This window comes from Neisseria sp. LACPHL-SPEC-2024-00856 (assembly GCF_047915665.1).
GTDB lineage: Bacteria > Pseudomonadota > Gammaproteobacteria > Burkholderiales > Neisseriaceae > Neisseria > Neisseria polysaccharea.
In genome coordinates this window covers 18,702-38,286 of sequence record NZ_JBLRPR010000012.1, presented here as the reverse complement: position 1 = coordinate 38,286, position 19,585 = coordinate 18,702, and the positions used below count along the sequence as shown (strand labels likewise).

The following is a 19,585-nucleotide window of genomic DNA, read 5'->3' as shown; positions in this document are numbered from 1 at the left end:
GCCGATATCTGATTAGCTAGTTGGTGGGGTAAAGGCCTACCAAGGCGACGATCAGTAGCGGGTCTGAGAGGATGATCCGCCACACTGGGACTGAGACACGGCCCAGACTCCTACGGGAGGCAGCAGTGGGGAATTTTGGACAATGGGCGCAAGCCTGATCCAGCCATGCCGCGTGTCTGAAGAAGGCCTTCGGGTTGTAAAGGACTTTTGTCAGGGAAGAAAAGGCTGTTGCTAATATCAGCGGCTGATGACGGTACCTGAAGAATAAGCACCGGCTAACTACGTGCCAGCAGCCGCGGTAATACGTAGGGTGCGAGCGTTAATCGGAATTACTGGGCGTAAAGCGAGCGCAGACGGTTACTTAAGCAGGATGTGAAATCCCCGGGCTCAACCCGGGAACTGCGTTCTGAACTGGGTGACTCGAGTGTGTCAGAGGGAGGTAGAATTCCACGTGTAGCAGTGAAATGCGTAGAGATGTGGAGGAATACCGATGGCGAAGGCAGCCTCCTGGGATAACACTGACGTTCATGCTCGAAAGCGTGGGTAGCAAACAGGATTAGATACCCTGGTAGTCCACGCCCTAAACGATGTCAATTAGCTGTTGGGCAACTTGATTGCTTAGTAGCGTAGCTAACGCGTGAAATTGACCGCCTGGGGAGTACGGTCGCAAGATTAAAACTCAAAGGAATTGACGGGGACCCGCACAAGCGGTGGATGATGTGGATTAATTCGATGCAACGCGAAGAACCTTACCTGGTCTTGACATGTACGGAATCCTCCAGAGACGGAGGAGTGCCTTCGGGAGCCGTAACACAGGTGCTGCATGGCTGTCGTCAGCTCGTGTCGTGAGATGTTGGGTTAAGTCCCGCAACGAGCGCAACCCTTGTCATTAGTTGCCATCATTCAGTTGGGCACTCTAATGAGACTGCCGGTGACAAGCCGGAGGAAGGTGGGGATGACGTCAAGTCCTCATGGCCCTTATGACCAGGGCTTCACACGTCATACAATGGTCGGTACAGAGGGTAGCCAAGCCGCGAGGTGGAGCCAATCTCACAAAACCGATCGTAGTCCGGATTGCACTCTGCAACTCGAGTGCATGAAGTCGGAATCGCTAGTAATCGCAGGTCAGCATACTGCGGTGAATACGTTCCCGGGTCTTGTACACACCGCCCGTCACACCATGGGAGTGGGGGATACCAGAAGTAGGTAGGATAACCGCAAGGGGTCCGCTTACCACGGTATGCTTCATGACTGGGGTGAAGTCGTAACAAGGTAGCCGTAGGGGAACCTGCGGCTGGATCACCTCCTTTCTAGAGAAAGAAGGGGCTTTAGGCATTCACACTTATCGGTAAACTGAAAAGATGCGGAAGAAGCTTGAGTGAGGGCAAGGTTCGCTTAAGAAGAGAATCCGGGTTTGTAGCTCAGCTGGTTAGAGCACACGCTTGATAAGCGTGGGGTCGGAGGTTCAAGTCCTCCCAGACCCACCAATAACGGGGGCATAGCTCAGTTGGTAGAGCACCTGCTTTGCAAGCAGGGGGTCATCGGTTCGATCCCGTTTGCCTCCACCAAAACTTTGCAAATCAAAGTAATCCTGTTGCTTTTATTTTATTTGTACTTTTATATTTTATAGCAACTTATTTTGATTTGCGGAGTAAAATAACGACGCATCGATCTTTAACAAATTGGAAAGCCGAAATCAACAAACAAAGACAATGAGTTTGTTTTGATTTTTACCCTTTGCAAAGGGTAAAAATCTCTCGCAAGAGAAAAGAAAACAAACACAGTATTTGGGTGATGATTGTATCGACTTAATCCTGAAACACAAAAGGCAGGATTAAGACACAACAAAGCAGTAAGCTTTATCAAAGTAGGAATTTCAAGTTTACTTCCCTAGTCAACGGGTAGGTAAACGAAGTCAAAGAAGTTCTTGAAATGATAGAGTCAAGTGAATAAGTGCATCAGGTGGATGCCTTGGCGATGATAGGCGACGAAGGACGTGTAAGCCTGCGAAAAGCGTGGGGGAGCTGGCAATAAAGCTATGATCCCGCGATGTCCGAATGGGGAAACCCACTGCATTCTGTGCAGTATCCTAAGTTGAATACATAGACTTAGAGAAGCGAACCCGGAGAACTGAACCATCTAAGTACCCGGAGGAAAAGAAATCAACCGAGATTCCGCAAGTAGTGGCGAGCGAACGCGGAGGAGCCTGTACGTGATAACTGTCGAGATAGAAGAACAAGCTGGGAAGCTTGACCATAGTGGGTGATAGTCCCGTATTCGAAATCTCAATAGTGGTACTAAGCGTACGAAAAGTAGGGCGGGACACGTGAAATCCTGTCTGAATATGGGGGGACCATCCTCCAAGGCTAAATACTCATCATCGACCGATAGTGAACCAGTACCGTGAGGGAAAGGCGAAAAGAACCCCGGGAGGGGAGTGAAATAGAACCTGAAACCTGATGCATACAAACAGTGGGAGCACCCTAGTGGTGTGACTGCGTACCTTTTGTATAATGGGTCAACGACTTACATTCAGTAGCGAGCTTAACCGAATAGGGGAGGCGTAGGGAAACCGAGTCTTAATAGGGCGAACAGTTGCTGGGTGTAGACCCGAAACCGAGTGATCTATCCATGGCCAGGTTGAAGGTGCCGTAACAGGTACTGGAGGACCGAACCCACGCATGTTGCAAAATGCGGGGATGAGCTGTGGATAGGGGTGAAAGGCTAAACAAACTCGGAGATAGCTGGTTCTCCCCGAAAACTATTTAGGTAGTGCCTCGAGCAAGACACTGATGGGGGTAAAGCACTGTTATGGCTAGGGGGTTATTGCAACTTACCAACCCATGGCAAACTCAGAATACCATCAAGTGGTTCCTCGGGAGACAGACAGCGGGTGCTAACGTCCGTTGTCAAGAGGGAAACAACCCAGACCGCCAGCTAAGGTCCCAAATGATAGATTAAGTGGTAAACGAAGTGGGAAGGCATAGACAGCCAGGATGTTGGCTTAGAAGCAGCCATCATTTAAAGAAAGCGTAATAGCTCACTGGTCGAGTCGTCCTGCGCGGAAGATGTAACGGGGCTCAAATCTATAACCGAAGCTGCGGATGCCGGTTTACCGGCATGGTAGGGGAGCGTTCTGTAGGCCGATGAAGGTGCATTGTAAAGTGTGCTGGAGGTATCAGAAGTGCGAATGTTGACATGAGTAGCGATAAAGCGGGTGAAAAGCCCGCTCGCCGAAAGCCCAAGGTTTCCTACGCAACGTTCATCGGCGTAGGGTGAGTCGGCCCCTAAGGCGAGGCAGAAATGCGTAGTCGATGGGAAACAGGTTAATATTCCTGTACTTGATTCAAATGCGATGTGGGGACGGAGAAGGTTAGGTTAGCAAGCTGTTGGAATAGCTTGTTTAAGCCGGTAGGTGGAAGACTTAGGCAAATCCGGGTCTTCTTAACACCGAGAAGTGACGACGAGTGTCTACGGACACGAAGTAACCGATACCACGCTTCCAGGAAAAGCCACTAAGCTTCAGTTTGAATCGAACCGTACCGCAAACCGACACAGGTGGGCAGGATGAGAATTCTAAGGCGCTTGAGAGAACTCGGGAGAAGGAACTCGGCAAATTGATACCGTAACTTCGGGAGAAGGTATGCCCTCTAAGGTTAAGGACTTGCTCCGTAAGCCTCGGAGGGTCGCAGAGAATAGGTGGCTGCGACTGTTTATTAAAAACACAGCACTCTGCTAACACGAAAGTGGACGTATAGGGTGTGACGCCTGCCCGGTGCTGGAAGGTTAATTGAAGATGTGAGAGCATCGGATCGAAGCCCCAGTAAACGGCGGCCGTAACTATAACGGTCCTAAGGTAGCGAAATTCCTTGTCGGGTAAGTTCCGACCCGCACGAATGGCGTAACGATGGCCACACTGTCTCCTCCTGAGACTCAGCGAAGTTGAAGTGGTTGTGAAGATGCAATCTACCCGCTGCTAGACGGAAAGACCCCGTGAACCTTTACTGTAGCTTTGCATTGGACTTTGAAGTCACTTGTGTAGGATAGGTGGGAGGCTTAGAAGCAGAGACGCCAGTCTCTGCGGAGCCGTCCTTGAAATACCACCCTGGTGTCTTTGAGGTTCTAACCCAGACCCGTCATCCGGGTCGGGGACCGTGCATGGTAGGCAGTTTGACTGGGGCGGTCTCCTCCCAAAGCGTAACGGAGGAGTTCGAAGGTTACCTAGGTCCGGTCGGAAATCGGACTGATAGTGCAATGGCAAAAGGTAGCTTAACTGCGAGACCGACAAGTCGAGCAGGTGCGAAAGCAGGACATAGTGATCCGGTGGTTCTGTATGGAAGGGCCATCGCTCAACGGATAAAAGGTACTCCGGGGATAACAGGCTGATTCCGCCCAAGAGTTCATATCGACGGCGGAGTTTGGCACCTCGATGTCGGCTCATCACATCCTGGGGCTGTAGTCGGTCCCAAGGGTATGGCTGTTCGCCATTTAAAGTGGTACGTGAGCTGGGTTTAAAACGTCGTGAGACAGTTTGGTCCCTATCTGCAGTGGGCGTTGGAAGTTTGACGGGGGCTGCTCCTAGTACGAGAGGACCGGAGTGGACGAACCTCTGGTGTACCGGTTGTAACGCCAGTTGCATAGCCGGGTAGCTAAGTTCGGAAGAGATAAGCGCTGAAAGCATCTAAGCGCGAAACTCGCCTGAAGATGAGACTTCCCTTGTGGTTTAACCACACTAAAGAGTCGTTCGAGACCAGGACGTTGATAGGTGGGGTGTGGAAGCGCGGTAACGCGTGAAGCTAACCCATACTAATTGCTCGTGAGGCTTGACTCTATCATTTGAAGAACTTCAAGAGATAAAAGCTTACTGACTGATTCAGTCATTACCGAATATATTGATTAAGGCTTTACCGATTTGTAACAGTTTAAGTTTGGCGGCCATAGCGAGTTGGTCCCACGCCTTCCCATCCCGAACAGGACCGTGAAACGACTCAGCGCCGATGATAGTGTGGTTCTTCCATGCGAAAGTAGGTCACTGCCAAACACCCTTTCAGAAGACCCCCGATTATTCGGGGGTTTTTGCTTTGTGCGGCAGAGACGGAGCTTGGGGAGGGATAAGCCGGGGGCGGACGGTTTCCCTGTAGTATTGGTGGGAATGGTCTTGAAACAAACGTACATTCATTTTAAAATGATGAGAAATTCCATCTGTTTGGTCGGATATGCATACCTGCCGGTATGGCGGACGTATCCGTCCGGTAGTTCCGTTTTGTACGGCGGTGCCGTTTTGTTTTATTGTTCCCATACTTTGGAGGAAACCTTATGAAAAAGATTTTTATGCTGTTGTATATGCTGTTCTCCTGCGCCTTCTCCCTTGCGGCGGTAAACATCAATGCCGCTTCGCAGCAGGAGTTGGAGGCGCTGCCGGGCATAGGCCCGGCGAAGGCGAAGGCCATTGCGGAATACCGCGCGCAAAACGGCGCGTTCAAGTCTGTGGACGAGTTGACGAAGGTTAAGGGTATCGGCCCTGCGGTATTGGCGAAGCTGAAGGACCAGGCTTCGGTCAGCGCGCCCGCGCCAAAAGCCCCCGCCAAACCGGCAACGCCCGCAGTGAAAAAATAGGGGAACCTGTAAAGGAAGGGGCATCGGCTGCCGCCGGTGCTTTTTTGTTTGGAAGGGAAATGGCTAAAATATGCAGTATTATGTTCTGTATCGTTGTTTACTGCTTCCGCACCTTTGTCCGCCTTAAAGCAGGTAAACACCGCATCAGGATTGGCAGGGCGGTCGACAAGGCTGATTTCCGTCAGCTTCAAGCCCGTGATTTGCGACTTGTTCAAATCATTGCGGGCGGTAACGCTGCCGCCGATGGAAAAGCCTTTGTAAACGCCTGTTTTGACTTTCGCCACGACAACGGGGTCGATGATATGAGCACCGAAAAAGGTTATACCGTCGTCTTCAACGTTGATTTCAATTGCCGTTCCCGCAGCGTTTGAGCCGTGCATCTCGCGCCCCTCGCCAAACTTCATATAATCGGGAATCGCCGCCTTCATAGCTGCCGTCGCGATGACTTCACCGTCCGAATCGACCGCCTCGCTTTAGGCATAACCCAAAACCTTGACCGTGCCGTCGTCCTGCGCCTCCCTCTTGGCGATTTCTGCGTATAACTTTGTCATGGGTTTACTCCTGTCTGTATAAATGGTATGCTGAATTTAAAGCCCTTTTTCAAGGCTGGAAGCGTACTTGCCTTAACGGTATCCGCTCCAGAGCCACACTGCAAAAGGGCTTTACTCATCCTTCAAGATGAAATGGTCGTAATGTTTATGGCCGTCCGGGAACTCCCTTACAATCACACCGACATTTAAAGACTCATTCCCAACCTTGGCAACGGCACGATACTTATGTGCTGCAATAATATCAGGATGACCTTTCTTATCCGAATAAGAACCCTCATATTTTGCGTAGCGCAATAAGTCATCAAGTTTTGTTATGATGGATAATTCCGCCTGATTTGCCTTTGACGCAGAGTGCCAGCACATCAGGTGGCCCATACCGTCCGCCATCGCCGTTTCCGTTCGGGCGATGGCTTTCGCGCGGGCATTTATGTAGTTGTATGGGTAGATTGGGTGGTTATTTGGCGATATGAAAAGGTTTGCTTGTTGTTTCTGTTATAATTAAAAGTATCTATACGCAGAATGGTTCATATTATGTTTAATCAGGCAGCACAAGAATTGACGACTATCCGCGATGTTTTACGTTTTGCAGTCAGCCGTTTTAATGAGGCAGGGCTCTTTTTTGGTCATGGAACAGATAATGCGCATGATGAAGCAGCTTATTTGATTCTGCATACTTTGAATTTGCCTTTGGATATGCTTGCCCCATATCTTGATGCAAAACTCTTGGAAGCTGAAAAAGAGGAAGTGCTGGCGGTTATTGAGCGTCGTGCTGTCGAACACATTCCAGCCGCTTATTTGACACACCAGGCATGGCAGGGAGAGTTTGATTTCTATGTGGATGAGCGCGTAATCATACCTCGTTCTTTTATTTATGAATTGTTGGGTGACGGACTTCGTCCTTGGATAGAATACGATGAATTGGTGCATAATGCTTTGGATCTTTGCACCGGAAGCGGTTGCCTTGCCATTCAGATGGCGCATCATTATCCTGATGCCCAAATTGATGCGGTTGATGTGAGCTTGGATGCTTTGGAAGTGGCAGGGATTAATGTCGAAGATTATGGTTTGGAAGAACGCATCCGGCTTATTCATACGGATTTGTTTGAAGGATTGGAAGGCACTTATGATTTGATTGTTTCCAATCCGCCTTATGTGGATGCGGAGTCGGTTGAGGCTTTGCCTGAGGAATATTTGCACGAACCGGAATTGGCATTGGGCAGCGGGGCGGATGGATTGGATGCCACCAGGCAGATTCTTCTGAATGCGGCAAAGTTTCTGAATCCCAAAGGTGTATTGCTGGTGGAAATCGGGCATAACAGGGATGTATTGGAAGCAGCGTATCCGGAGTTGCCTTTTACTTGGTTGGAAACCAGCGGGGGCGACGGTTTTGTTTTTCTGTTGACGCGCGAGCAGTTATTGGGCGAGGAGTGAGTTGGAGGAGAATGCCGTCTGAAGACGATTTGTTTTCAGACGGCATTTTTACGATACCTTGTCTCGGGTTTGACGCTTGGCAGAGAAATCCTTACCATATTGTTTATAAGTTAATTGTTTTTATATCGCTATTGCAATGAAAAAATTATCTCGGATTGTATTTTCAACTGTCCTGTTGGGTTTTTCGGCCGCTTTGCCGGCGCAGACCTATTCTGTTTATTTTAATCAGAACGGAAAGCTGACGGCGACGATGTCTTCTGCCGCTTATATCAGGCAATATAGTGTGGTGGAGGGTATTGCGCACGCGCAGGATTTTTATTATCCGTCGATGAAGAAATATTCCGAACCTTATATCGTTGCTTCAACGCAAATCAAATCTTTTGTGCCTACCCTGCAAAACGGTATGTTGATTTTGTGGCATTTTAATGGTCAGAAAAAAATGGCGGGGGGCTTCAGCAAGGGTAAGCCGGACGGGGAGTGGGTCAACTGGTATCCGAACGGTAAAAAATCTGCAGTTATGCCTTATAAAAATGGCTTGAGTGAGGGTACGGGATACCGCTATTACCGTAATGGCAGCAAGGAAAGCGAAATCCAGTTTAAACAAAATAAGGCAAACGGCGTATGGAAACAATGGTATGCTGATGGCAATATCAAAACGGAAATGGTCATGGTCAATGATGAGCCAGCTAAGATTCTGACATGGGATGAAAGCGGTCGATTACTCTCGGAACTGTCTATCCATCATCATAAACGTAATGGAGTAGTCTTAGAGTGGTATGAAGATGGTTCTAAAAAGAGCGAAGCTGTTTATCAGGATGATAAGTTGGTTAGGAAGACCCAGTGGGATAAGGATGGTTATTTAATCGAACCCTAAATTTGATGCCGTCTGAAATATATTTCAGACGGCATTCTTATATGTGCAGATTGATGGCATTGTTTCTTGAAAATTTAGCAGTGGTATATAATTTTGGCTTTTAATGAATATCTGCAAGGAGAAAGCTTCGTGAATAATTCAGTCATCACCGTCATCGGTAAAGACCGTGTGGGCATTGTGTACGACGTTTCCAAAATTTTAGCGGAAAACCAAATCAATATTCTCAACATCAGCCAACAGCTGATGGACGATTTTTTTACCATGATTATTTTGGTAGATACTTCAAAATGCACCAAATCGCGTCAAGAGGTTTTGGATTTGTTTGCGGAAGAGAGTAAGAAACTCGCGCTTGATATCCGTATGCAAAACGAAGAAATTTTCCAAGCCATGCACCGTATTTAAGTCGGAGGAATGTGATGAGTATCCAATCCGGCGAAATTTTAGAAACCGTCAAAATGGTTGCCGACCAGAATTTTGATGTCCGCACCATTACCATAGGCATCGATTTGCACGACTGCATCAGCAGCGACATTGACGTGTTGAACCGAAATATTTACAACAAAATCACCACAGTCGGCAAAGACTTGGTGGCAACGGCGAAACACCTTTCTGCCAAATACGGCGTGCCGATTGTGAATCAGCGTATTTCCGTTACGCCGATTGCCCAAATCGCGGCGGCAACCAAAGCCGATTCTTACGTCAGCGTGGCGCAGACTTTGGACAAGGCAGCCAAGGCCATCGGCGTGTCCTTTATCGGCGGTTTTTCCGCGCTGGTGCAAAAAGGTATGTCGCCTTCGGATGAGGTGCTGATCCGTTCCATTCCCGAAGCAATGAAGACTACCGATATCGTGTGCAGCTCCATCAATATCGGCAGCACGCGTGCCGGTATCAATATGGATGCGGTCAAGCTGGCAGGCGAAACCATCAAACGCACGGCGGAAATCACGCCCGAAGGTTTCGGCTGCGCCAAAATCGTCGTGTTCTGCAATGCAGTGGAAGACAATCCGTTTATGGCGGGCGCGTTTCACGGTTCGGGTGAAGCGGATGCCGTTATCAATGTCGGCGTATCCGGCCCGGGTGTCGTAAAAGCCGCGTTGGAAAATTCAGATGCAACGACATTGACCGAAGTTGCGGAAGTAGTGAAGAAAACTGCTTTCAAAATTACCCGCGTGGGTGAACTCATCGGCCGCGAAGCCTCAAAAATGCTCAATATCCCATTCGGTATTCTCGACTTGTCGTTGGCACCAACTCCTGCTATTGGCGACTCGGTGGCACGCATTCTTGAAGAAATGGGCTTGAGCGTCTGCGGTACGCACGGCACGACGGCGGCTTTGGCATTGCTGAATGATGCCGTGAAAAAAGGTGGCATGATGGCTTCCAGCGCGGTCGGCGGTTTGAGCGGCGCGTTTATCCCTGTTTCGGAAGACGAGGGCATGATTGCCGCTGCCGAAGCCGGTGTGCTGACACTGGACAAACTCGAAGCTATGACCGCCGTTTGTTCGGTCGGTTTGGATATGATCGCCGTCCCCGGCGATACGCCTGCTCATACCCTTTCCGGCATCATCGCCGATGAAGCCGCCATCGGCATGATCAACAGCAAAACCACTGCCGTGCGCATTATTCCGGTAACCGGTAAAACCGTCGGCGACAGCGTCGAGTTCGGCGGCCTGTTGGGCTACGCGCCTGTGATGCCGGTTAAAGAAGGCTCATGCAAAGTGTTCGTCAACCGAGGCGGCAGAATCCCGGCTCCGGTTCAATCGATGAAAAACTGATTGCCGTATATTAAAAATGCCGTCTGAAAGGCTTCAGACGGCATTTTTGTTTGGACTCGATTACTCGATATAAGTGAATTTTGCACGTTTGATATTGCACATCAATTCGTAAGGGATGGTTCCGGCCGCTTCGGCAACGGTATTGATGTTGACCGTATCGCCCCACAGTTCGACCTCGTGTCCCAAACCTTCTTGCGAAGCGTCCAGCTCGATGGTCATCATATCCATAGAGACCCTGCCGATGACCCGGGTCAATTTACCGTCGACGGCGACGGGGGAATTGCTTGGGGCGCGGCGCGGATAACCGTCCGCATAACCGCAGGCAATCAGGCCGACGCGCGTAGATTTGCTGGTACAAAATGTTGCGCCATAACCGATAGGGGAGTGCGGCTGTAAAACGCGTTCGCCGAAAATACGGGTGGAAAGCCTCATCACGGGTTTCAGCCTGTCATCGCTGCCTCCGAACGGGGAAATGCCGTATAACGCCAGGCCGGCGCGCCCCCAGTCCCTGCGTGCTTCGGGAACATTCAAAATAGCGGCGGAGTTGGCAAGGCTTTCTTCGCCTTCCAGCCCTTCCGTACCCAAATCGAATGCTTCCATCTGTATTTCCGTCATACCGCTTTCGGGTTCGTCCGCACAGGAGAAATGCGAAAACTTGACAATACTGTCCACATATTCTGACTGTTTCAATGCCGCATATGCCGAAGCGTAATCATGAGGGAAAAATCCGGTACGGTGCATCCCTGAATCCATTTTCAACCAAACCTTGACAGTTTTTTTCCAATGGCGGGAAAGCAAAGCCTCAAGCTGCCATTGGTTTCCGACTGCCGGCCAAAGCGAGTATTGTTCGACCGCTTCGTATTCCGATGCTTCAAATACGCCTTCCAAAAGGACGATCGGATGGGTAATGCCGCTCTCACGCAGCCTGATTCCCTCATCGATTGTCGCCACGGCAAAACCGTCTGCCAAGTCTGCCAGCGCGAAAGCACATCTGACCGCACCGTGTCCGTATGCGTCGGCCTTCACTACCGCCAACAGTTTGCCTCCATGCATTTCCTTCAAAATCCGATAATTGTGCCTAAGGTTGCCCAACCTGATCTGCACGTTCAAAGGGCGCATAAATTCATTCCTTACCAAACAAGTGTTTATTAGCAAAATTAAGAAATCAATTAGGGAATTATAATCCAACGGCAAGGCTTTTAAAATATTAAAGACCCTTGTGTCTTCAAGCCGAAGCAGCAGTTTTCAGGTAGGAAGGCGGTTTGCTTTTCCTGATATAATCGCTTTCTCAAATATATAGTGGATTAACAAAAATCAGGACAAGGCGACGAAGCCGCAGACAGTACAAATAGTACGGCAAGGCGAGGCAACGCCGTACTGGTTTTTGTTAATCCACTATATACTCTATTTGTTAAAATCAATAATAAATACAAGGCAATCCAAATGAAAGAACTAGATAAAATCGATTTCCGCATCCTTAAGATCCTTCAACAGAATGCCCGCATCCCGATGACGGAGCTTGCCGAGAAGGTAGGGTTGTCCACCACGCCCGTTACAGAGAGGGTGCGCCGTTTGGAGCGGGAACATTATATTTCCGGCTATCACGCCCATCTCAATCCCCATCTGTTGGGCAAACCGCTATTGGTTTTTGTCGAGCTGAAGCTGCAATCCAAATCGGGCAATATTTTCGAAGATTTCAAAAAAGAAGTGCTGAAAATTCCGCAAATTATGGAATGCCACTTGGTGTCGGGCGAATACGACTATCTGATTAAAGTACGTTTGCCCGATATGTCTGCCTATCGGGATATGCTAGGCAATATCCTATTGCAACTGCCTGCCGCTTCGGAGAGTAGGAGTTATGTTGTGATGGAGGAGGTCAAAGAAAATCCGGTTTTGGATTTGGATTGAATATTTCAGACCGGGTATGCGGTTTGACACCTAAATGAAATATAACAACATCACGCATAGAGGCTTGTTGCTTCAGATAAAAAAATGCACACATCCGGTTGAATGTGTGCCAAGTCTACAAAGGAGAAATAGAGGAGAAACTATTAACTGACTACTCGAACCAGCTAACGGAATGAATTATGCAGCTTTTCCGGTCAAAAAGCAAGCGGCTTTCTTGTTAAATTTCTTAAAGAATGGAATTTCAAACAATAAAAGTAATTAAATTTCAAAAAAAGCGGAGATAAAAAAATGCACACATTCGGTTGAATGTGTGCCAAGTCTACAAAGGAGAAATAGAGGAGAAAAATCAAGCTGCATCAAGCAACTCAACGGCGGTAATTATCCGCCGTTTCTTATCTGCTGTCAATTATTTTTTGAAAATTTACCCGACCGATTCAAATTTTGCAAAAAAACTTGCCCGATGGCTATCCGGTAACAAATTCCTTCAAAAACCCATCAATCCGCTTATTCAAAAAAATCATATGATTTCATTGAAATAAACTTTTGATTCGCTAAATTTGCCGAAATTCAAATCCTCCGGATGTATTTTTTTGCGGGCATTGTGCGGGCAAATCGCCGTTTTGTCCCTTGTCAGGTCTTGTGCATATCGGGAAAACCGAAATCGTCCGCACCTGCGCCGGTGTCGATTCGTCCCTTGCCATCTTGGGATATATCCAGCAAAATCGGCATATCGGTATTTTGATTGGTGTGTTGAGAAAATGACCCCGTTATTTAGAAAAGCCGTTTGGCTGCTGTTTGCCGTTTCAGTCTGTGCATTTGCCGGTTCTTTGGCGGCACAGTATGTTTTGGGTATGGAGCCTTGCGTTTTGTGTATCAGTCAGCGGTTATGCGTTTTGGCAACCGCATTGTGTACGGCAATTGTTCTGATGTGCAGACCAAGAAGAAGGGCAGGCGGTTTGTTCGGTGCTGTCTTTATCAGCATTCCGGCCGTTACGGGTATTTCTGTTGCGGCATATCAGTTGTGGTTGCAGTCGCTGCCGCCGGGAACCGCTCCTTCGTGCGGCGCGCCGTGGACGTTCCGCTTGAAAGGCTGGCCTTTGTTTGATTGGTTCGAGCCTGTCGTGCGCGGGTTCGGAAATTGTGCCGAACCGGATTATCTGCTGGGAATTGCCTTGCCTGTTTGGAGCGTGGCGTATTTTCTGGCGGTTGTCCTGACGGTTTGGTGGGCGTGGGCAAGGGCTAAATAAATCAATGCCGTCTGAAAGGTCCAGACGGCATTTTATTGTATGTCTTCTGTGCTGCGTATCAGTCCAAATTCAATACGGCGGAAGTGTAAACGTCTTGCACGTCGTCCAAGTCTTCCAGCGCGTCAATCAGTTTTTGCATTTTGACGGCATCGTCGCCGGAGAGTTCGGTTTCGTTTTGGGCGCGCATCGTAACGTCGCCGTCAACGGATTTGTAACCTGCTGCCTCCAAAGCGGATTTTACGCCCGCCCAATCGTTTGGCGCGGTAATGACTTCGATGGAACCGTCGTCGTTGGCAACCACGTCTTCCGCACCGGCTTCCAAAGCCGCTTCCATCAGCGCGTCTTCGTCAACGCCGGGTTCGAATACCAAATAGCCCTGATGCACGAAGTTGAACGCCACGCAGCCGTCGGTACCCAAGTTGCCGCCGTTTTTGGTGAACGCGTGGCGCACGTCCGCAACGGTGCGGGTTTTGTTGTCGGTCAGGCAGTCCACCATCAAAGCCGCGCCGCCGATGCCGTAGCCTTCGTAGCGCAATTCGATGTATTCCACGCCTTCCAAGTTGCCCGTACCTTTATCGATGGCGCGTTGCACATTGTCTTTGGGCATATTGTTTTCGGCTGCTTTTTCCAAAGCCAGACGCAGGCGCGGGTTGGCACCGGGATCGCCGCCGCCCATACGCGCCGCAACGGTGATTTCTTTGATTAAACGGGTGAAGATTTTGCCGCGTTTGGCATCCTGACGGGCTTTTTTATGCTGGATATTCGCCCACTTGCTATGGCCTGCCATAAATTTCCTTTCTTATTTCAAATAATTAATCTGTTTTTGTCAGATTTTTTACGGTCGGCATTTTAACATAAGTTGCAAGTACCCAAAATATCCTGTTTTATGTCGTGCCGTTGTCGATGCCGTCTGAAAGCGATTTCCTCCGCTTTCCGCTTAAAAATAAAGAAATGTTTTAATTAACGATATTTTACGGTATGATGGCACAGCTTCTCCCCGATTGTTGACAATTTAAGGCATCTGTTGCGGCAAATACGGTCTGCTCGCCGTGTTTCCTTATTGGAATGTCTTGGGGAAGGCAGTCATTTTAATCGTAAGATAAGGTTTATTTTATGGAAAATATATTGTCTGTTCTGGTGGGTACAGTCAATCGGTTCCTTTGGGACTACCTGCTGATTTATGCCCTTTTGGGTATCGGCCTGTTTTTTACGCTGTATCTCGGTGCGCCGCAGATTTTGAAGTTTGGCGCGGGGTTTAAATCCGTATTCGGCGGTTTGTTTGCCAAAAGGGATAAAGACGATAAGTCTTTATCGCAGTTTCAGGCGCTTGCGGTTGCCGTATCAGCGCAAATCGGCACGGGCAATGTCGCTGGCGTGGCGACCGCCATTACCGCAGGCGGGCCGGGCGCGATTTTTTGGATGTGGCTTTCTGCCGTTTTGGGGATGTCCACGATTTTTGCGGAGGCACTGCTGGCGCAGAAATACCGCGTCGTCAGCCACGGCAAATACATCGGCGGGCCGGCGTTTTATATTACGCACGGTTTGACTCCGAAAATCGGCAGGGGCGCGGCGCGTTTTTTGTCCGGTTTCTTTTCCATTGCGTTGATTATCGCATTGGGCTTTATCGGTAATGCGACACAGGCCAATTCCATTGCTTCTGCCGTTACCATTGCATTTGATGTGCCTTCTTTGGCAGTTGGTATTGTGCTTGCCGTCCTTGCGGGCATGGTTGTGATTGGCGGCGTGAACCGTATTGCTAATATTGCCCAGTTTGTCGTGCCGTTTATGGCGGTTGTTTATATTTTGTGCGCCGTCGTTATCCTGTTTGAATTTTCCGACCATATTGTGCCGATGTTCAACCACATCTTTACCGCCGCCTTCAATCCTGAAGCCGTTTTGGGCGGTGCTGCGGGTATCGGTATGCGTGAAGCGATACGTTTCGGCGTGGCGCGCGGTCTGTTTTCCAACGAAGCAGGTATGGGTTCTACCCCGCATGCACATGCAACCGCTGATGTGAAGCACCCTGTGCAGCAAGGTATGGCGGCATTTGTCGGTGTGTTTATCGATACGATTTTGGTATGTACGGCTACGGCATTGATTATCCTGCTGACTGATGCCAACCTTTCGGGCGAACAGGGCGCGGCGGTTACTCAATTTGCCTTTAACAAGGCATTTCCGGGCTTCGGTTCGCAATTGCTTGCCGTGTGTCTGACCTTCTTCGCCTTTACGACCATTATCGGCTGGTATTATTTCGGCGAGTCCAACATCCGTTTTCTTTTCAGGGGAAGACACTTGGGCATCTATCGCGCATTGGTTCTGCTTGCCATTGTTTTGGGTACGCTCGGCAAAGTCGATTTGGTTTGGAGCCTGTCCGATATGTTCAACGGCTTTATGGTTATCCCGAACTTGATTGCCCTGTTTTTGTTGCGTAAGGAAATCCGTGCCATTTATGATGATTATTTGGCACAGAAAAAAGCGGGTCAGGATTTGTCCTATCAGTATGAATTCCACGAGTTCCACGACAAACAATAATGTCCGGCAAACAGAAAACCTCCCAATCTTCAGGATCGGGAGGTTTTGCTTTTCAGACGGCATTCAGATTACATAACCGTACACGCTGACAAATTGAGTGATGCTGCCGCCCAATACGAACAGATGCCAGATTCCGTGCCCGTGTCGGATTTTTTCATCGTTTACAAACCAGTAAATGCCGACGCTGTACAGCATACCGCCTGCCGCCAGCCAAGCCAGTCCTGCCGGCGGGAGTGAGGCTGTCAGGGATTTCATTACCGCCAAGACCATCCAGCCCATTACGATATAAATCGCAATAGACAGCAGACGTTTTTCGCTTTTCCGTCCGATGGTGAGTTCTTGTGCGATTCCTGCAGCCGCCAGCAGCCATGACAGCAAAAATACCGTCCAGCCCGGCCCGTTTCTCAAAGAAACCAGTGCAAACGGTGTGTAGCTTCCGGCAATCAGCACATAAATCATGCAGTGGTCGGTTTTTTTCAAAATGCTTTTCAGTTTTCCGGCTGCAATTCCGTGGTACAGAGAGGAACTCAAATAGAGCAGAAGAAGGCTGATGCCGTAAACCGATACGCTGAAGATACGGTAGCCGTCCCCGTGTCCTATGGTTTTCAGCAGCATCAGCACCAAACCTGCCGCCGCCAGAATCAAACCACTCAAATGGCTGTAAGTATTGAAGCGTTCGCCCGCATACATCGCACAATCTTTCAGGAAAGTAGAGGCAGTCAGTTTACGCCGATACTTTTGCCCCTGTGTGAGATTTACTCTTTGCCTACACTGTGAATATTCTTGAAAATGCGTGTGTTAAAATCTGTTTTTTTATTTTCAGACGGCATTTTATGTTGAATCCATCCCGAAAACTGGTTGAGCTGGTCCGTATTTTGGATGAAGGCGGTTTTATTTTCAGCGGCGATCCCGTGCAGGCGACGGAGGCTTTGCGCCGTGTGGATGGCAGTACGGAGGAAAAAATCATCCGTCGGGCGGAGATGATCGACAGGAACCGTATGCTGCGGGACACTTTGGAACGTGTGCGTGCGGGGTCGTTCTGGTTGTGGGTGGTGGCGGCATCGATGATGTTTACCGCCGGATTTTCAGGCACTTATCTTCTGATGGACAATCAGGGGCTGAATTTCTTTTTGGTTTTGGCGGGCGTATTGGGCATGAATACGCTGATGTTGGCAGTATGGTTGGCAACGTTGTTCCTGCACGTGAAAGTAGGGCGGTTTTTCAGCAGCCCGGCGACGTGGTTTCGGGGCAAAGACCCCGTCAATCAGGCGGTGTTGCGGCTGTATGCGGACGAGTGGCGGCAACCTTCGGTACGTTGGAAAATAGGCGCAACGTCGCACAGCCTGTGGCTCTGCACGCTGCTCGGAATGCTGGTGTCGGTATTGCTGCTGCTTTTGGTGCGGCAATATACGTTCAACTGGGAAAGCACGCTGTTGGGCGATTCGTCTTCGGTACGGCTGGTGGAAATGTTGGCATGGCTGCCGTCGAAACTCGGTTTCCCTGTCCCCGATGCGCGGGCGGTAGTTGAAGGTCGTCTGAACGGCAATATCGCCGATGCGCGCGCGTGGTCGGGCTTGTTGGTCGGCAGCATAGTTTGCTACGGCATCCTGCCGCGCCTGCTGGCTTGGGCGGTATGCAAAATCTTTTTGAAAACAAGCCAAAGCAAGCTGGATTTAGAGAAACCTTATTATCAGGCGGTCATCCGCCGTTGGCAGACGCAAATCGTCGATGCGGATACGCATCAGGAAACCGTGTCCGCCGTTTCGCCGAAAATCGTCTTGAACGATGCGCCGAAATGGGCGGTCATGCTGGAAACCGAGTGGCATGAAGGGACGTGGTTCGAGGGCAGGCTGGCACAGGAATGGCTGGATAAAGGCGTTGCCGCCAATCGGGAACAGGTTGCCGCACTGGAAGCGGAGTTGAAGCAGAAACCGGCGCAACTGCTTATCGGCGTGCGCGCGGAAACCGTCCCCGACCGCGGCGTGTTGCGGCAGATTGTGCGGCTTTCGGAAGCGGCGCAGGGCGGCGCGGTGGTGCAGCTTTTGGCGGAACAGGGGCTTTCAGACGACCTTTCGGAAAAGCTGGAACATTGGCGTAACGCGCTGACCGAATGCGGCGCGGCGTGGCTGGAACCCGACAGGGCGGCGCAGGAAGGTCGTTTGAAAGACCAATAAACTCACTTGAAATGTTCTGTTAAGCCGCCATTCTGAAAAAAGGTCGTCTGAAAATCCATTCTTCAAAAACATCATGAGCAAACAACCCCTTTCCCTCGCCGTCGTGGGACACACCAACACCGGCAAAACCTCGCTCCTTCGTACTCTGTTGCGCGACAGCGGTTTCGGCGAAGTCAGAAACGCCCCATCAACCACACGCCATGTCGAAGAAGCCGCCATCAGCGACGGCGTGGATATGCTGGTTTTCCTGTATGACACGCCCGGACTCGAAGACGCGGGCGGCGTTTTGGAATGGCTGGAAAACCATACGGACAATCGTTCAGACGGCATCGAGCGGCTGCAACAGTTCCTCGGCAGCCACGGCGCGCACCATGATTTCAACCAGGAAGCCAAAGTCTTACGGCAAGTCTTGCAAAGCGATATGGCAATGTACGTCATCGATGCGCGCGAACCCGTCCTCGACAAATATCGTGATGAACTGATTATCCTGTCATGGTGCGCCAAGCCGGTCATGCCCGTGTTCAACTTTACCGGCGGGCAGCTTCCCGAAGCATGGACAACCATGCTGGCGAGGAGAAACTTGCACGTTTTCTCTGGGTTTGACACCGTCGCCTTCGATTTTGAAGGCGAATTGGATTTATGGAATAAACTCGCCACCATGTTGCCCGAACGCAGCACACTTGACCGCCTGACAGCCATGCGCCGGCGCGAATGGCAGCGGCTGGACGGCGAAGCGCGCCGCGAAATCGCCGATTTCCTGCTCGATGCCGCCGCCTTCAGGCAGGAAGTGGACGAAAACGAGGATACCGCCACCGTGCTACAAACCATGCAGGCGGAAATACGCCAACTCGAACGGCAGATGCAGCAGCGGCTGTTTGCCCTCTACCGTTTCTACCACAGCGAAATCGACGGCGGCGACTGGATGCCGCAAGCCTTCCGCCAAGACCCGTTCGACAGCGAATTGCTCAAACAATACGGCATCCGCACCGGCACGGGCGCGGCAACCGGCGCGCTCATCGGCTTGGGGCTGGACATTGCCACGCTTGGCGGTTCGCTCGGATTGGGTACGGCAATCGGCGGCTTTTTGGGCGGCATCCTGCCCAATACCCGCACCATTTCCGACAAGCTCAACGGTCGCCAAATCCTACACACCGACCCCGAAACCCTGACCCTGCTCGCCGCCCGCGCCCTCGATTTGCTCCACATCCTGCAAACGCGCGGCCACGCGGCGCAATCGCAAGTCGAGTTGCACAGCCGCAAAGCACCGTGGGACGCCGCCCGACTCCCGCCCGAACTCAACAAAGCCCGCAGTCATTGGAAATGGTCGTCGCTCAATACGCACCGCCCCGAAACCAGCCGCGCCGAACGCAGGGAATATGCGGAGAAGCTCGGGATACGTTTGGCGGGCAAATAATGCCGTCTGAAGCCGATTTGCGACAAAAAACGGGTTCTGTATGATACAGAACCCGTTTTGTATGCC

Annotated in this window: 13 protein-coding genes, 2 tRNA genes, 3 rRNA genes and 3 pseudogenes; 16 read left to right on the top strand and 5 right to left on the bottom strand. The window is 50.3% G+C overall.

Translation table 11 applies throughout. The features are described 5' to 3' along the window. The 6 genes and pseudogenes from ACNAU7_RS09470 to ACNAU7_RS09445 all read left to right on the top strand — a co-directional run. Positions 1–1,310 (top strand): 16S ribosomal RNA (locus tag ACNAU7_RS09470); the annotation flags it as partial. 100 nt (positions 1,311–1,410) lie between these two features. Then, positions 1,411–1,487, top strand: a tRNA-Ile gene (locus tag ACNAU7_RS09465). Between the two features lie 5 nt (positions 1,488–1,492). Then, positions 1,493–1,568 (top strand) — tRNA-Ala (locus ACNAU7_RS09460). Between the two features lie 371 nt (positions 1,569–1,939). Next, positions 1,940–4,831, top strand: a 23S ribosomal RNA gene (locus tag ACNAU7_RS09455). Between the two features lie 96 nt (positions 4,832–4,927). Further along, positions 4,928–5,041 (top strand): 5S ribosomal RNA (rrf, locus tag ACNAU7_RS09450). A gap of 224 nt (positions 5,042–5,265) precedes the next feature. Further along, a pseudogene (locus ACNAU7_RS09445) lies at positions 5,266–5,616 on the top strand (helix-hairpin-helix domain-containing protein); the annotation flags it as partial. Between the two features lie 113 nt (positions 5,617–5,729). On the opposite strand, the pseudogene ACNAU7_RS09440 reads toward ACNAU7_RS09445, so the two are convergent. Next, positions 5,730–6,167, bottom strand: a pseudogene (locus ACNAU7_RS09440) (HK97 family phage prohead protease); the annotation flags it as partial. A 111-nt stretch (positions 6,168–6,278) separates the two neighbouring features. Beyond that, entirely contained in the window at positions 6,279–6,554 is a 276-nt protein-coding gene (locus tag ACNAU7_RS09435) for a hypothetical protein (protein ID WP_308186085.1), read from the bottom strand. 144 nt (positions 6,555–6,698) lie between these two features. Between ACNAU7_RS09435 and prmB the strand changes: the two genes are divergently transcribed. The 4 genes from prmB to ACNAU7_RS09415 all read left to right on the top strand — a co-directional run bounded on the left by prmB (position 6,699) and on the right by ACNAU7_RS09415 (position 10,244). Then, complete coding sequence (gene prmB, locus ACNAU7_RS09430) at positions 6,699–7,598, top strand: 50S ribosomal protein L3 N(5)-glutamine methyltransferase (RefSeq protein ID WP_416302070.1); 900 nt, start codon at positions 6,699–6,701, stop codon at positions 7,596–7,598. Positions 7,599–7,734: 136 nt separating this feature from the next. Next, the gene (locus ACNAU7_RS09425) at positions 7,735–8,472 is read left to right on the top strand and encodes a toxin-antitoxin system YwqK family antitoxin (protein WP_416302069.1); all 738 of its coding nucleotides are present in this window, start codon (positions 7,735–7,737) and stop codon (positions 8,470–8,472) included. A 129-nt stretch (positions 8,473–8,601) separates the two neighbouring features. Beyond that, positions 8,602–8,874, top strand: a complete 273-nt coding sequence (locus ACNAU7_RS09420; RefSeq protein ID WP_003680574.1) for an ACT domain-containing protein — start codon at positions 8,602–8,604, stop codon at positions 8,872–8,874. 14 nt (positions 8,875–8,888) lie between these two features. Next, positions 8,889–10,244, top strand: coding sequence for a PFL family protein (locus ACNAU7_RS09415; RefSeq protein WP_416302068.1), 1,356 nt, complete (start codon positions 8,889–8,891; stop codon positions 10,242–10,244). Positions 10,245–10,304: 60 nt separating this feature from the next. On the opposite strand, the gene alr is transcribed toward ACNAU7_RS09415, so the two are convergent. After that, positions 10,305–11,363, bottom strand: coding sequence for an alanine racemase (gene alr, locus ACNAU7_RS09410; RefSeq protein ID WP_416302067.1), 1,059 nt, complete (start codon positions 11,361–11,363; stop codon positions 10,305–10,307). Between the two features lie 184 nt (positions 11,364–11,547). Between alr and ACNAU7_RS09405 the strand changes: the two are divergent. From ACNAU7_RS09405 to ACNAU7_RS09395, 3 genes and pseudogenes are all read left to right on the top strand, one after another. Then, positions 11,548–11,678: pseudogene (locus tag ACNAU7_RS09405) on the top strand (IS5/IS1182 family transposase); the annotation flags it as partial. A gap of 9 nt (positions 11,679–11,687) precedes the next feature. Next, a complete protein-coding gene (locus ACNAU7_RS09400; RefSeq protein ID WP_002216720.1) occupies positions 11,688–12,152 on the top strand; it encodes an Lrp/AsnC ligand binding domain-containing protein in 465 nt (154 codons plus the stop codon). Between the two features lie 758 nt (positions 12,153–12,910). Further along, positions 12,911–13,399: a disulfide bond formation protein B gene (locus ACNAU7_RS09395; protein WP_002216721.1), complete on the top strand. Its 489-nt coding sequence runs from the start codon at positions 12,911–12,913 to the stop codon at positions 13,397–13,399. Positions 13,400–13,457: 58 nt separating this feature from the next. On the opposite strand, the gene ACNAU7_RS09390 is transcribed toward ACNAU7_RS09395, so the two are convergent. Beyond that, complete coding sequence (locus ACNAU7_RS09390) at positions 13,458–14,186, bottom strand: YebC/PmpR family DNA-binding transcriptional regulator (RefSeq protein ID WP_002238219.1); 729 nt, start codon at positions 14,184–14,186, stop codon at positions 13,458–13,460. Positions 14,187–14,512: 326 nt separating this feature from the next. Here ACNAU7_RS09390 and ACNAU7_RS09385 point away from each other — a divergent pair, with 326 nt between their 5' ends. Beyond that, positions 14,513–15,931 carry an alanine/glycine:cation symporter family protein gene (locus ACNAU7_RS09385; RefSeq protein WP_416302066.1) on the top strand — a complete coding sequence of 473 codons (1,419 nt, stop codon included), beginning with the start codon at positions 14,513–14,515 and terminating at the stop codon, positions 15,929–15,931. Between the two features lie 63 nt (positions 15,932–15,994). Here the strand turns inward: ACNAU7_RS09385 and trhA are convergent, their stop codons facing one another. Then, entirely contained in the window at positions 15,995–16,621 is a 627-nt protein-coding gene (gene trhA / locus ACNAU7_RS09380; protein ID WP_124208542.1) for a PAQR family membrane homeostasis protein TrhA, read from the bottom strand. A gap of 143 nt (positions 16,622–16,764) precedes the next feature. Here trhA and ACNAU7_RS09375 point away from each other — a divergent pair, with 143 nt between their 5' ends. Both ACNAU7_RS09375 and ACNAU7_RS09370 read left to right on the top strand, forming a co-directional pair. Next, entirely contained in the window at positions 16,765–18,105 is a 1,341-nt protein-coding gene (locus ACNAU7_RS09375) for a DUF2868 domain-containing protein (RefSeq protein ID WP_416302065.1), read from the top strand. Positions 18,106–18,178: 73 nt separating this feature from the next. Next, positions 18,179–19,519: a DUF3482 domain-containing protein gene (locus ACNAU7_RS09370; protein ID WP_416302064.1), complete on the top strand. Its 1,341-nt coding sequence runs from the start codon at positions 18,179–18,181 to the stop codon at positions 19,517–19,519. The last annotated feature ends 66 nt before the right edge of the window (positions 19,520–19,585 follow it).